Annotated in this window: 11 protein-coding genes; 4 read left to right on the plus strand and 7 right to left on the minus strand. The window is 72.6% G+C overall.

Annotated features, from left to right (window positions below):
* Nucleotides 1-249 precede the first annotated feature (249 nt).
* Entirely contained in the window at nt 250-834 is a 585-nt protein-coding gene (locus ACH4ZA_RS19555) for a TerD family protein (RefSeq protein ID WP_398430591.1), read from the plus strand.
* Between the two features lie 85 nt (nt 835-919).
* Here ACH4ZA_RS19555 and ACH4ZA_RS19560 read toward each other — a convergent pair whose 3' ends face one another.
* The 5 genes from ACH4ZA_RS19560 to ACH4ZA_RS19580 all read right to left on the minus strand — a co-directional run bounded on the left by ACH4ZA_RS19560 (nt 920) and on the right by ACH4ZA_RS19580 (nt 6,916).
* On the minus strand, nt 920-2,920 hold the full coding sequence (locus ACH4ZA_RS19560) for a ricin-type beta-trefoil lectin domain protein (protein ID WP_398430592.1): 2,001 nt from the start codon (nt 2,918-2,920) through the stop codon (nt 920-922).
* A gap of 132 nt (nt 2,921-3,052) precedes the next feature.
* Nucleotides 3,053-3,754 carry a response regulator gene (locus tag ACH4ZA_RS19565; protein ID WP_398430593.1) on the minus strand — a complete coding sequence of 234 codons (702 nt, stop codon included), beginning with the start codon at nt 3,752-3,754 and terminating at the stop codon, nt 3,053-3,055.
* A 95-nt stretch (nt 3,755-3,849) separates the two neighbouring features.
* Nucleotides 3,850-4,497: a CBS domain-containing protein gene (locus ACH4ZA_RS19570; RefSeq protein ID WP_398430594.1), complete on the minus strand. Its 648-nt coding sequence runs from the start codon at nt 4,495-4,497 to the stop codon at nt 3,850-3,852.
* A 59-nt stretch (nt 4,498-4,556) separates the two neighbouring features.
* A complete protein-coding gene (locus ACH4ZA_RS19575) occupies nt 4,557-5,021 on the minus strand; it encodes a Crp/Fnr family transcriptional regulator (RefSeq protein WP_398430595.1) in 465 nt (154 codons plus the stop codon).
* 182 nt (nt 5,022-5,203) lie between these two features.
* Nucleotides 5,204-6,916 carry a SulP family inorganic anion transporter gene (locus ACH4ZA_RS19580; protein WP_398430596.1) on the minus strand — a complete coding sequence of 571 codons (1,713 nt, stop codon included), beginning with the start codon at nt 6,914-6,916 and terminating at the stop codon, nt 5,204-5,206.
* 332 nt (nt 6,917-7,248) lie between these two features.
* Between ACH4ZA_RS19580 and ACH4ZA_RS19585 the strand changes: the two genes are divergently transcribed.
* The 3 genes from ACH4ZA_RS19585 to ACH4ZA_RS19595 all read left to right on the plus strand — a co-directional run bounded on the left by ACH4ZA_RS19585 (nt 7,249) and on the right by ACH4ZA_RS19595 (nt 11,362).
* Nucleotides 7,249-8,271: a zinc-dependent alcohol dehydrogenase gene (locus ACH4ZA_RS19585; protein WP_398430597.1), complete on the plus strand. Its 1,023-nt coding sequence runs from the start codon at nt 7,249-7,251 to the stop codon at nt 8,269-8,271.
* A gap of 5 nt (nt 8,272-8,276) precedes the next feature.
* Nucleotides 8,277-9,149 (plus strand): universal stress protein, encoded by an 873-nt coding sequence (locus ACH4ZA_RS19590; RefSeq protein ID WP_398430598.1) that lies wholly within the window; start codon nt 8,277-8,279, stop codon nt 9,147-9,149.
* A 494-nt stretch (nt 9,150-9,643) separates the two neighbouring features.
* Nucleotides 9,644-11,362, plus strand: coding sequence for a GAF domain-containing protein (locus ACH4ZA_RS19595; protein ID WP_398430599.1), 1,719 nt, complete (start codon nt 9,644-9,646; stop codon nt 11,360-11,362).
* 80 nt (nt 11,363-11,442) lie between these two features.
* Here ACH4ZA_RS19595 and ACH4ZA_RS19600 read toward each other — a convergent pair whose 3' ends face one another.
* Both ACH4ZA_RS19600 and ACH4ZA_RS19605 read right to left on the minus strand, forming a co-directional pair.
* Nucleotides 11,443-12,108 carry a CBS domain-containing protein gene (locus ACH4ZA_RS19600; RefSeq protein ID WP_398430600.1) on the minus strand — a complete coding sequence of 222 codons (666 nt, stop codon included), beginning with the start codon at nt 12,106-12,108 and terminating at the stop codon, nt 11,443-11,445.
* An 82-nt stretch (nt 12,109-12,190) separates the two neighbouring features.
* The gene (locus ACH4ZA_RS19605; RefSeq protein ID WP_398430601.1) at nt 12,191-12,793 is read right to left on the minus strand and encodes a hypothetical protein; all 603 of its coding nucleotides are present in this window, start codon (nt 12,791-12,793) and stop codon (nt 12,191-12,193) included.
* Between the last annotated feature and the right edge of the window lie 125 nt (nt 12,794-12,918).

A 12,918-nucleotide genomic window follows, 5' to 3' on the forward strand; every position in this document is an offset into this window, starting at 1 on the left:
CCCACCGCGACCACCGCCCCGCCGCACGGGTGTTCGGCGGTCGGCCGTGCCGGCCCGCAGGCGCCCACGCCGACCAGCCCGGTCTCGTGGGCGGCGATGACGGCCTGGACGCGGTCGCGCAGTTGCACTCTGCCGAGGACGCGCGAGACAGGGGTCGCCGTCCGCCGAGCCGACCGCGATGCGGGAACCGCGGAGGCACCAGGCAGACTCTGCGTGTAGTAGTCACTTCACGCAAAGGATGAGCCACGGATGATCACCCTCACCAAGGAAGACGGCCCGGCCGACCTGGACGGCGTCACCCGCCTGTCCATCGGAGTCTCCTGGGACCCGACCGCCGGCAGCAGCGGCGGGGTGCTGGGCAAGCTGCGCCGCAAGACCGGCACCGACCTCGACCTGATCGCCGTCGCCATGCAGGGCGGGGATCCGGTACGCCTCGCGGGGCTCGACTCGCTCGACCCGATGGGCAACGGCTCCCTGGTGCACAGCGGTGACAACCAGACCGGGCACGGGGACGGGGACGACGAGACGGTGACCGTCGAGTTCGCCCGGATACCGGCCAACGTCACGTCGATCGTGTTCATCGCCGCGGCCTACAAGAAGGGCAGTTCCTTCCAGAAGGCGCGCAACATCAGCTTCAAGGTCTATGACGCGACCGGCGGCACCTCCCAGCAGGTCGCCGACATCTGGCCGAGCCTGCTCACCCAGGACAACGGCTGCGCCGTGGCGAAGGCCGTGCGGGACGGCGGCAGCTGGAAGCTCGAGGTGATCAACGTGACGGGCAAGGTCAAGCAGGGCGACGAGCACGCCCTGATGCGTTTCGCCGTCAGCAAGTAGCGCGGTGCGTTCGTGTGACCGGCGAGGGCGCTGTCGCGCCCTCGCCGGTCAGGCCGAGCCGTGGTGACGGGTGCTCAGCGGGTGCTCAGTCGAGCGTCCACTTCTGGTTGCTCTGCCCGTTGCAGGTCCACAGGAGCAGCTTGGTGCCGTTGGCGGTCGCCGCGTTCGAGGCGTCGAGGCACAGACCCGAGAGGTTGTTGGTGAGGGTGCCGTCGGAGTGGGTCGTCCACTTCTGGTTCGCGCCGCCCGTGCAGTCCCAGATGATGACCTTGGTGCCGTTCGCGGTGCCGCTGTCGAGGGCGTCGAGGCACTTGTTGCCGTAGACGACGAGTTCTCCGCGCGAGGTCGGGGTGAAGGTCTCGTTGCGTCCGCCGGAGCAGTCCCAGATCTGCGCCTGGGTGGCGTTGACATAGGTGTTCTTGTCGATGTCCACGCAGCGGCGGGAAGCGGACCCGACGAGGGCGACGCCGTCGGTGCCGGGGAGGGCCTGGACGCGGAGGGCGTCGACGTCCGGGGCGGCGCCGCCCGACACCGCTGCGAACTTCACCGTGTTCGCGCCCTTGGCCAGGTGCGCCAGCACGGACACGGTGCGGTAGGTGCCGGCCGAGCCGGTCGGGGGGAAGGAGACGACGTACGGGTACTGGCCGCCCACCTGGACGGTGGCCTTGCGGGCGGTGGCGCCGCCGTTGGCGTAGGTGATGTCGATGAGCTTGGTGCCCGCCGACGAAGCGGTGACGCCCGTGAAGGTCGGGGTGGTGGCGGTGGTGGTGTCCTCGTAGGTGCTGCCGGAGGTCTCGGTGCCGGTGACGGTCAGCAGCACCGCGTCGTTCGCGGGGACGGACGTGGTGTAGCCGGTGGCGAACGATCCGGCGTCGGTGCGGGTCCAGGCGTTGCGCACGGCGGCCGATGCGCCGGTCAGGCCGAGGTCGGCCCAGCGCACGGTGATGTCCGCGGCGGAGCCGGTGCGGTTGAACAGCATCACCGCGCGCTTGCCGGCGCCGGAGAGCACCTTGCCGTAGACCTGCAGGCCCCGGGTGTCCTCGGCGACCTTGACGCCCTGCAGTCCGCGCGGGTCCTGGTCGACGGCGAGGACCTCGGGGTTGGTGAGGATGTCGCGGGTCTCCGTGCTCATGGTGGCCACGTTGTTGCCGGCCAGCAGCGGGGCGCCGGCGATCGACCACAGGCTCATGTGCAGCCGGTTGCGGGCGGCGGTCATGCCGCTCAGGCCCACCATCATCATGTCGGGGTCGTTGTAGTAGCCGGTGTGCTGGGCGGCGGGCTGCAGGGCCTGGTCGAAGTTGCGGTACATCTTCGTCAGCCCCGGCGTCTCCTTGTAGAAGAGGACGTCGTCGCTGGTGCGCCACAGGTCGCCGTGTCCGGTCGCCCAGTTCCAGGGCAGTCCGGTGCCCCACTCGCAGAAGGACAGCACCAGCCTGCGTCCGGTGACCGCCGACGCGGCCTCGTTCGCGGCGGCGATCTGCTTGTACTGGGTCTCCTGGTTCAGGCCCTCCACCCGGCCGCCGCACCAGTCGATCTTGACGTAGTCGAAGCCCCAGCGCTGGAAGGTCTCCAGGTCCTGCTGGTAGTGGCCCTCCATGCCGGTGTTCGGGGCGGCGGGGCGGGTGGTGGGGTAGTAGTAGCCGCAGCCCTGCTTGCCCGCGTCGGTGTAGATTCCGGCCTTCAGGCCCTTGCCGTGGAGGTAGTCGGCGATCGCCTTCATGCCGCCGGGCCACAGCTTCTCGTCCACGACGATGTCGCCGTTCGCGTCACGGGCGCCCTGCCACCAGCCGTCGTCGAGATTCACGTACTTGTATCCGGCCGCCGCCATGCCCGAGGAGACCAGAGCGTCGGCCTGCTGCTTGATCGCGCCGGAATCGATGCTGCTGAACAGCGAGTTCCAGGACGCCCAGCCCATCGGCGGGGGCGTGACGTCGATCTGACCGGTGCTCACGGCGACCGGTTCGGCGGGCAGGGACGCCGGCTGCCCCTCCCGGTCGAGGGTCGCCAGGCCGGCGACGGCGAGACCGACGGCGAGGATGCGGGCGGTGATACGTCTGACCCGGAGTCGGGCAGCGGTGGCGGGCATGCGGCTCTTCCCTCTTCTGTCCGATATTTCGGATGCCATTCGGTAATTCGGTCAGAAGGTAGAGCTGGGCCCGCTGAGGGTCAATGGTTTTGTCGTTTCGCGTGGGATTTTGTGTGACTGCCGGACGTCACGTCACCGAGCCCGGCGTTCCCCCGCGTCCGGCTGCTCCAGGTGGGAGGCGAGGACCGCGGCCTGCACCCGGCGCTGCACGCCCAGCTTGGCCAGCAGACGGGAGATGTGGTTCTTCACGGTCTTCTCGGAGAGGTAGAGCCTCTGGCCGATCTCGCGATTGGTCAGCCCCTCGCCGATCAGGGCCAGAATGTCCCGCTCGCGCGGTGACAGGCCCGCCAGCTCGGACGGCACGGCGGGCGCGTCCGCCGGGTCGGCCCGCAGCGAGCGCATCAGCCGGGCCGTGGTCGCCGGGTCCAGCATCGACTGGCCCGAGGCCACCGTGCGCACCGCCGACACGAGGTCGGATCCCTTGATCTGCTTCAGGACGTAGCCCGACGCGCCGGCCATGATCGCGTCGAGCAGGGCCTCCTCGTCGTCGAACGAGGTCAGCATCAGACAGGCCAGGTGTGGCATCTGGCTGCGCAGTTCCCGGCAGACCGAGATCCCGTCGCCGTCCGGCAGCCGCACGTCCAGGACGGCGACGTCGGGGCGCAGCGCGGGGCCGCGGGCGAGCGCGTGGTCGACGGTGCCCGCGTCGCCGATCACCGAGATGTCGGGCTCGGCCTCGAGGAGGTCCGCCAGGCCGCGGCGGACGACCTCGTGGTCGTCCAGCAGGAACACCCGGACCGGGTTCTGCTCACTGAACGTGCGAGGCTCTGGCATGGTGATCCCTCGTTTCCCGGCAAAGGACGGACCGCGACCGGCTCCTGATCCCGATCATCACGCGCCCGGGCCGGATGCACCAGGGCCGACCGGCCCTACTCCCGCGCCGGCGTCGGCCGTGCGAGGTCGAACGTCACGTCCACGACCCCTTCCACCGCGCGGACCAGCCGTGCCGCCACCGGCACCAGGGAGGTGTCCCTGACCCGGCCGGCGAGCGTCACGACGCCGTCCAGCACCTCCACGCGCACGCCGGAGTCCGGGGCGGGGAACAGGTACGACACGATCTCGCGCCGGACCTCCTCGGCGATCTCCTCGTCGGTGCGCAGGAAGACCTTGAGCAGGTCGGACCGGCTGACGACGCCCTGCAGCAGGCCCACGGCGTCGACCACGGGCAGCCGCTTGACCTTCGCACGGGCCATGGTCCGGGCGGCCTGGGCGAGCGTGGTGTCCGGGTGCACGGTGAGGGCGGGGGAGGTCATGAGTTCCCCCGCGGTCACGGCCCCCGCCTTCGCCGGGGCGGCCGCCCCGGGGAGGCCGGGGCCGCCGTCGCGGTACTCCTCCTTGAGCAGGAGGTCCGCCTCGGAGACGACACCGACGACCCGGCCCTCGCCCTCGACGACCGGCAGCGCGCTGACCTGCCGGTCCCGCATCAGCTGCACGATCTCCCTGAAGGCCGCCCCCCGGCCGATCGCGGCGACCGTGCGGGTCATGACATCGCTGACGATGTGCGGGGCGCCGTGCATGTCCACTCCTTCGGTGACGGTGACGTGACGGTGACGGTGACGGTGCCGGACGGGTCGGCTCAGATGAGGGTGCCGGCGCCGTAAGGGGCGTACAGGTCGAGGAGGCGGGTCCGGGCCGACCGCAGACGGTGGGCGAGGACCCGGCCCACCCACTGGCCGACCTCGTGCCCCAGGGCCGGGTCGTCCCGGCACATCGACCGGACGGCGGTGGCGTCGAACTCGTAGGCCCGCACGGGCGTCATCGCCTCGGCGCCCAACTGCCAGGCGTGCGGCGGGAACAGCCAGGACCAGCCGACCAGTTCGTTGTGGCCGAGGCTCTCGATGACGGCGGCCCGACGGCCCGGCACGTGCATGTCGAGGTCGACCCTTCCGGTGCGGATGATCCAGAAGCGGTCGGCGCGCTCGCCCTCTTCGAACAGGCGCGTTCCCTGGGGGACGCAGACCTCGCGTGCGAAGCGCATGAGCCGTTCGCGGTGTTCGGCGGACAGCGAGCGCACGATGTCGGGGGTGGAGGTGGCGGGCATGACGGGCCTCCCTTGCCGGGCTTCGGACTTCCGAGGACAGCGTGCTCTGAGGGGATGACGAAGACCATGGGCCGGGTGGTCCAGTGATCGGGCCCTTTCGGCCCCGACGGGCCGGCTTCGGCGTCCCGGGGAACGAGAGCGACCGTGCTCCGTGAGCGGTTCGGGGAGCGGGGCGCGGCCGGCTACGGACGGTCGAGCCATGCGCGGTAGGCGGCCACCGCCGTCGGCAGGGTCGGGAAGACGAGGTCCCCGCCGACCGACTGCGCGAGGCCGTACTTCTCGAGGTCGTCCCACAGGTCCTGCTTCACACGGGCGAGGGCGAAGACGATGCCGCGGTGGACCAGTTCGCGTCGCAGATCCTCCACCGCGTCGAGGGCCGTGATGTCGACCTCGACATTGGCCTCGGTGTTGAGGACGAACCAGCGGACGGGGGCGCTCTGCCCGTCGACGGCGGCCAGGGCGCGACGCCGGAAGTCCTCCGCGTTGGCGAAGAACAAGGGCGAGTCGTAGCGGTAGACCAGGAGACCCGGGATGGTGCGGGCCTGCGGGTAGTCGTCCACGTCGTGCATGCCGGCCACCCCGGGGACCACGCCCTCGACGGCGTCGTGCGGGCGCGCCACCCGGGTCAGCAGTTCGGCCACCGACAGGCCGACGGCCACGACCACCCCGTACAGGATGTCCAGTGCGAGGACCCCGGCGAGGCACCCGAGCGCCAAGAGCAGTTCCCTGCGGCGGAAGGACGCCAGCCGGCGGAAGCCCGCGAGGTCGATCATGCGGACCGCCGCGTAGACGACGAGTGCGCCGAGCACGGCGGAGGGCGTGCGCGTCAGCAGCGGACTGAGGAAGAGCAGCACGGCGAGCACCACCGCTCCGGCCACCAGCGAGTACACCTGGCTGCGGGCGCCTCCCGTGGCGGCGAGTGCGGTGCGGCTGGCGCTGCTGCTCACCGGGAATCCGTGCAGCATCCCCGCGCCCAGGTTGGCCGCGCCGAGGGCGAGGAACTCCTGGTCGGCGTCGAGCCCGGGGTCGTCGGCGTCGCGGTCGGCGAAGGCCCGCGCGGTGAGGATGAAGTCGGTGTAGGCGACCAGCAGCACGCCGAGCGCGGGCAGGACGAGGTGCGGCAGCTCGCTCAGGTCCGGGACGGCGAGGCCCGGCAGACCGGACGGCACCTCGCCGATCACCTTCAGCCCGTACCGCCCGTCGAGGTCGAACAGCACGACGGCGGCCGTGCCGAGCACGAAGGCGACGAGCGGGCCGGGCACGGCGGGAGCGAACCGGGCCGTCAGGAAGAGGAACGCGAGGACGACGGCGGAGAAGACGACGGTCGCCGGGTCCGCCTCGGGCAGGTGCACGAGGAAGGACCACAGCTGCGGGAAGAACTCGGTGCCGCTCGTCCGCACCCCGGTCAGCTTGGGCAGCTGATCGACCGTCATGATGAGCGCCACGCCCGCCAGGTACCCGATCAGTACCGGGCGGGACAGCAGGTCCGCGAGGAAGCCCAGCCGCACCGCCCGGGCCACCAGGCAGAGCAGCCCGACCGTGACCGCGAGGGCCGCTGCCAGGGAGGCGTAACGCGCGGCGTCGCCCGCGGCGAGCGGTCCGATCACGGCGGCCGTCATGAGAGCCGTCGTGGACTCCGGGCCGACCGACAACAGCCGTGAGGTTCCGAAGACTGCGTACAGACCCAGCGCCGGCAGGATCGCCCACAGACCGGCCACCGGAGGCAGCCCGGCCACGCCCGCGTAGGCCATGACCTGCGGCACCAGATACGCGGCCACCGTCACCCCGGCGAGCAGATCACCCGTCAGCCACGCCCGCCGGTAGCCGAGGAGCGCGACCGCACCGGGCATCGGACGGCGCCACCGCGCAGGTCCTCCGGCCGACCCCTTGGCCATCTGCCGCCTTTCGCCGTCTGCCCTCATGATCCACCGCTGTGCGACCCGGTACGAGACCTCGGCCGGGTCGGCGCGTCGCCGTACCGCGTCGCCACGCGACGGCCCCGCACACAGGGCCGTTCGGCCCCATCGCCGCGGACGTTCGGCATCAGGCGTCACGCGGCGTGCGGGACCAGGGTAGGTCGCGTCGGGCGGCGCACCGACCGTTCAGCCCCCGGACCGGTCCCCGCAGCAGTGCCCCCGGCCGACCCGGCCCGGACCACAGCCCCAGCACCCCTGTCACTCCCCATCACTCCCCATCACTCCCGGTCACTCGCGAGGAGAAGAGAACCATGAAGGCAGCGGTCGTACGAGCGTTCGGCGAGCCTCTGGTCATCGAGGAGCGCCCCGACCCCGAGCCCGGCCCGGGCCAGGTCCGCGTCCGCGTGGAGGCGTCCGGGCTGTGTCACACCGACATCCACGCGGCCCACGGGGACTGGCCGGTGAGGCCGAACCCGCCGTTCGTCCCCGGGCACGAGGGCGTCGGCCTGGTGGAGGCGCTCGGCGAGGGCGTCGAGCGTCTCTCCGTCGGGCAGCGGGTCGCCGTCCCCTGGCTGGGCAAGGCCTGCGGGCGGTGCGAGCACTGCCTGTCCGGCTGGGAGACGCTGTGCGAGCGGCAGATCAACACCGGCTACGGCTGCGACGGCGGCCACGCCGAGAAGATGCTCGCCTGGGCCGACTTCGCGCAGCCGGTGCCCGACGGGATCACCGCCCTGGAGGCCGCCCCGCTGACCTGCGCGGGAGTGACGACGTACAAGGCGCTGAAGGTGGCCGGCGTGCGGCCCACGCAGCTCGTCGCCGTCTCCGGCGTCGGCGGCCTCGGCCACCTCGCCGTGCAGTACGCGAAGATCGCCGGCGCCACCGTCGCCGCGATCGACGTGACCGACGAGAAACTCGAACTGGCCGCCGAACTCGGCGCGGACATCGTCGTCGACGCCCGCAAGGAGAACGTCGGCGAGGTCCTCAAGCGGCACGGCGGCGCCCACGCGGCCATCGCCCTCGCCGTGAACGACGCGGCCTTCGAGGCGGTCAACTCCGGGCTGCGGCGCGGCGGCAAGCTCGTCATGGTGGCCCTGCCGGCGCACGGCACGGTCCGCGTGCCCGTCTTCGACACCGTCCTGAACGGCACCTCGGTGATCGGCTCGATCGTCGGCACCCGGCAGGACCTCGCCGAGGTCTTCCAGCTGCACGCGGCGGGCCGCACCGAGGTCGTCCACGAGGCCCGCCCCCTCGCCTCCGTCAACGACTCCATCGACGAGGTGCTGCGCGGCGAGGTCAAGGCCCGGATCGTCTTCGACCTGGACGCGGGACGGTGAGCGCCATGGCTCTCCCCGTCGTCGTCGGAGTGGACGGCTCGGAGCCGAGCCTGCGGGCCGTCGACTGGGCGGCCGACGAGGCCGCCCTGCGCGGGGTCCCGCTGCGGCTGGTGTACGCCTCCCTCTGGGAGCGCTACGAGGGCGAGTCCCTCGCGGAGGACGTCGCAAAGCCGTCCGAGCAGGTGCGGGCCGAGGACATCGTGCGGGTGGCCGCGGAGCGCGCCCGACGCCGGCAGGCCGGCGTCGGGATCTCCACCGCCGTACTGCCGGAGGATCCCGAGTACGCGCTCGTCCACGAGGGACACACCGCCTCCGCGCTGGTGCTCGGCACCCGAGGCCGCGGCGGCCTCGTCTCGACGCTGCTCGGGTCGGTCGGCCTGACCGTCGCCGCCCATGCGGACTGCCCGGTGATCGTGGTGCGCGGCGGCCACGACGACCAGGTCCGGGCAGGCGCGCGCGGCCGGGTGGTCGTGGGCGTCGGCGAGGAAGGCACGGGCTCCGCCGCCCTGCGCTTCGCCGTCCGGGAGGCGCGACTGCGCCACGCCACGCTGGACGCCGTACGGGCCTGGCGGTGCCCCGCGCACGAGAGCGCGGACCACCCCCTGCTCTCCGGGGAGCCCGCGCGGCCGCATGAGCAGCACGCCGTCGAGGTCCTGGACCAGGCGCTGCAGGAGACGCCCGAAGAGACGGAGCTGCGCCGGCGGACGGTCGAGGGACCTGCCGGGAGGGTCCTGGTCGACGCCTCGCGCGGAGCCGGCCTGCTGGTCGTCGGGGCCCGTCGCAATCCGGGACACCTGGGGCTCCAGCTGGGGCGCGTGGCGCACACGGTCCTGCATCACTCCCACTGCGCCGTCGCCGTCGTCCCCGAGCAGGAGTGACGGGAGTGGCCTTCCCCATCGGCGATTTCAGGAACCCCGCCGTGCCCGAGGCCGAACACCACGACGCCACCGCACCGACGGACGGCGAGCCGCGCAGACGTGCACCGACAGGCGGCCGACAGCACCACCGCCCGACCGGCGGCCTCTGCCGCCCACCGACCGTCGCCCGCGGGGAGGGCCGTCCGGCGCGCGGGGTCGGCCGGACGGCCCAAGCGGGCCCGGCCATGACCGGGCGTCGAACCGTTCGCCGTCACGGGACGCCGCATCACGGTCTGAACGCTCCGAACTCTCTCAACGCTCCGAACCTCCGCACCGGACAGGCAGGGGCTGCCGGTCCTCCCCTCGGGCCGGGTCCTCCCCTCGGGACCGGCCGGCCCGGCGGGAAACCGCCGGCGCCCGGCCGGGCCCGCTACCGCGCGCTCCCGCGGCGCACTAACGTGAACATGATCGGAGGCGTGTGCGTCCGAGCGTCGAGGGGAAGCGGAGGAGCACGCGTGGGAAGCCCGGAGGAGGCCCGCGTACGGCTGCCCCAGCTGCGACTGGACGAGCTGCTGGAAGAGTTGCAGGCGCGGCTCGATGCTGCCCGCGGCACCCGCGACCGCGTGCACAGCCTGCTGGAGGCCGTCCTCGCCGTCGGCCGCGAGCTGGACCTCGAACAGGCCCTGCGCAGCATCGTCGAGGCGGCCGCGGTGCTCGTCGACGCCGAATACGCGGCGCTCGGCGTGATCGGTCCGGACGGAAAGCGGCTGTCGGCGTTCCACACGGTCGGGGTCGGCGAGGAGCAGATCGCCGAGATCGGGCCGTATCCGCAGGGCCACGGCATCCTGGGCGAGCTGATCAGGCACCCGGAGCCGCTGCGCCTGGCGAAGATCTCCGACCACCCGGCCTCGTACGGCTTCCCGGCGCACCACCCGCCGATGAACACCTTCCTCGGCGTCCCGATCCGGGTGCGCGACCAGGTCTTCGGCAACCTGTACCTGACCGAGAAGCGGGGCGGCGCCCAGTTCGACGAGGACGACGTCTCGGTCACGCTCACCCTGGCCGTGGCGGCCGGGGTCGCGATCGACAACGCCCGCCTGTACGCCGAGTCCCGGCAGCGCGAGCGCTGGCTGCGGGCGAACGCGGAGATCACCCACAGCCTCATGTCCGGCGGTGCGCGCACCGACGTCCTCGGGCTGATCGCCGAGCGAGCAGGCGAGCTCACCCAGTCCGCCCTGGCCGCGGTCGCGTCGCCCATGGAGGACACCGGTGCGCTCGCCGTGGAGGTCGCCGTCGGCACGGACGCCGAGGCGCACCGGGGCCTCGTGCTGCCCATGGACAGGAGCCTGATGGGACTGGCCTTCGCCGGTGCGGCTCCGATCACCAGCGTCGACGTCGACAACGACGAACGGATCTCCCTCGAGCCGCCCCGGTTCAAGGGGCTCGGTCCCGCGGTGGCCGTGCCCATCGGCACGGGCGAGACGGGCGCACGAGGCGTGGTGCTGCTGGCGCGCGAGACCGGCGGGCCGCCGTTCTCGGCGACGGAGACCGAGACGCTGCAGGCCTTCGCCGCGCAGGCCGCCATCGCCATGGAGCTGGCCGAACGCCGTGCGGACGCCGAGCAGATCGCCGTGCTGGAGGACCGTGACCGGATCGCCCGCGACCTGCACGACCTGGCGATCCAGCGGCTGTTCGCCACCGGCATGACCCTCCAGAGCGCGGGCCGCTTCATCGAGCACGAAGGGGCCTTCGAACGCGTGACGCGCGCGGTGGACGACCTCGACGAGACCATCAAGATCATCAGGTCGACGATCTTCGGACTGCGCACGCGTGACGACGCCCGGGAGACCGGTCTGCGGGCCCGCGCCGTACGCGTCGTGGGGGAGGCGGCACCGGTCCTGGGCTTCGCCCCGAGTGTGCGGATGGAGGGGCTGCTGGACACCGACGTTCCGCGCGAGACCGCCGACCACGTGGTGGCCGTGCTCTCCGAAGCCCTGACCAACATCGCCCGGCACGCCCGCGCGAGCCGTGCCGACGTGGTCCTGGCCACGGACGGCCGGGAGGTACGACTGACGGTCGCCGACGACGGCGTGGGCATTCCCGCCGACGGCCGCCACAGCGGGCTGCGCAACATGGCGGAACGGGCCGGGCAACTGGGCGGCCGGCTGGAGCTCGGCAGTCCTGAGGGCGGCGGAACCACCCTGATCTGGCGAGCGCCGTTGCGCAAGGCATAGGGCGCGCCCCGGCCGCGCCCGCGCCCCAGCCGCGCCGCGGTCGTCGTGCCGCGGTCGTCGTGCCCGCGGTTCGCCGCGCCTCACACCGGGTCGCGGGGCCCCGGTGCCACGCCGAGGCGGCAGTGGACGTCGACGATCCCCTCGACCGCCCGCGCCAGACGCTCGGCCACCGGTATCAGCCCCATCCCGTCCACCCAGCCCGTGAGGGTGGCCACACCCTCGACGACCTCCACCCGGACGTGGTCGGCGGACAGCGGGAACAGCCGGTCGACGACCTCGTGACGCACCTCCTCGGTGAGGTCCGCGTCGTCCCGGAGGAACACCTTGAGCAGGTCCGAACGGCTCACGACTCCTTCGAGCCTGCCCTCGTCGTCGATGACGGGCAGGCGCTTGACGTCCCGCCGTGCCATGATGCGCGCCGCCTCGGCGAGCGTCGTGGCGCCGTGCACGGTGACCGCCGGGCTGCTCATCAGCTCCCCGGCGGTGAGCGCGCCGGCCCTGGCCAGGTCGGGCAGACGCCGCAGTTGTGTGAAGCGGTCCGGATCGCTGTCGCGGAACTCCTCCTTCGGCAGCAGGTCGGCCTCCGAGACGACCCCGATCACCCGGCCGTCGCCCTCGAGCACGGGCAGGGCGCTCACCTTCCACCGCTCCATGATCCGGACGACGTCCTTGAACGGCGCGGCGCTGCCGACGGCGACGGCGGCGCGTGTCATCACGTCGCTCACCACGTGCGGGCTGTTGCGCATGGCGACCTCCGTGGACGAGAGCGGGGCGGGGACGGCGCCGCGGAACGAACGGGTGCGGCAGGCCGGTTGGCCGATGGCGCCGTCATGGCCGGAACCGTGCGGACCAACGGGGTTCGACCAGGTCCCACTCGGCGTCCCACTGCGCATACCGTCTGCGGTCCAGGAGCCGGCGCACCCCCGCATGGGTCGCGTGGAGCCCGGCGGCCACGCCGAACGCCGTCATCCCGCCGATCAGCCACCCGCCGGCGGCCGCGTTGAGCGTGGTCGCCGGCGCGGTGGTGACCGTTCCGTGCCGGTCGACCCATACACGCACGGCGGCGCCCGCGGGCGTACCCGTCCGCACCAGGGTCGACCCGGTCCGTACGGCGCCGTCGGGGTCGGTCCAGCGGACCTGCGCCGGCCGCTTCGCCCAGTCGCCGCCCCTGACGGCCGACGCCGGCCGGGCGGTGACCTGATGCCGTTCCGCCGTCTGGGCCCGTACGGTGCGCATCGACGCCTCGTACGACGCCAGACCGGCGCCGATCGAGGCCGTCGGCAGGCCGACGAAGAGAACGACCACCAGGACGCGCCGGAACCAGTGCTCGAACCGGTCGGACGTGCGTCTCAGCGAGTTCGCCCCCTTGGGGGCGTCGTCGCCGCGCCTCGACGGCGGACCGGATGCGTACGGCGGATCCTGTGCGTCCATGAGTCGGCCTCCAGCCGCTCGCCGGCCGTTTCGCGCCACCTGTCACCTGTCACCTGTCACCTGGCACCTGTCACCACCTTCCTGTCACCACCGTCGGACGACGAGAGGCCGGGTGCACGGGGCCG

Origin of the sequence: Streptomyces sp. NPDC020597 (assembly GCF_044335095.1) — a bacterium.
Classification (GTDB): domain Bacteria; phylum Actinomycetota; class Actinomycetes; order Streptomycetales; family Streptomycetaceae; genus Streptomyces.

Excerpts from the sequence above, each read along its gene's own strand:
- ACH4ZA_RS19560 (WP_398430592.1), bottom strand. The coding sequence starts at position 2,920 with ATGCCCGCCACCGCTGCCCGACTCCGGGTCAGACGTATCACCGCCCGC.
- ACH4ZA_RS19590 (WP_398430598.1), top strand. The coding sequence starts at position 8,277 with ATGGCTCTCCCCGTCGTCGTCGGAGTGGACGGCTCGGAGCCGAGCCTG.
- ACH4ZA_RS19555 (WP_398430591.1), top strand. The coding sequence starts at position 250 with ATGATCACCCTCACCAAGGAAGACGGCCCGGCCGACCTGGACGGCGTC.
- ACH4ZA_RS19565 (WP_398430593.1), bottom strand. The coding sequence starts at position 3,754 with ATGCCAGAGCCTCGCACGTTCAGTGAGCAGAACCCGGTCCGGGTGTTC.
- ACH4ZA_RS19600 (WP_398430600.1), bottom strand. The coding sequence starts at position 12,108 with ATGCGCAACAGCCCGCACGTGGTGAGCGACGTGATGACACGCGCCGCC.
- ACH4ZA_RS19580 (WP_398430596.1), bottom strand. The coding sequence starts at position 6,916 with ATGGCCAAGGGGTCGGCCGGAGGACCTGCGCGGTGGCGCCGTCCGATG.
- ACH4ZA_RS19605 (WP_398430601.1), bottom strand. The coding sequence starts at position 12,793 with ATGGACGCACAGGATCCGCCGTACGCATCCGGTCCGCCGTCGAGGCGC.
- ACH4ZA_RS19575 (WP_398430595.1), bottom strand. The coding sequence starts at position 5,021 with ATGCCCGCCACCTCCACCCCCGACATCGTGCGCTCGCTGTCCGCCGAA.
- ACH4ZA_RS19570 (WP_398430594.1), bottom strand. The coding sequence starts at position 4,497 with ATGCACGGCGCCCCGCACATCGTCAGCGATGTCATGACCCGCACGGTC.
- ACH4ZA_RS19585 (WP_398430597.1), top strand. The coding sequence starts at position 7,249 with ATGAAGGCAGCGGTCGTACGAGCGTTCGGCGAGCCTCTGGTCATCGAG.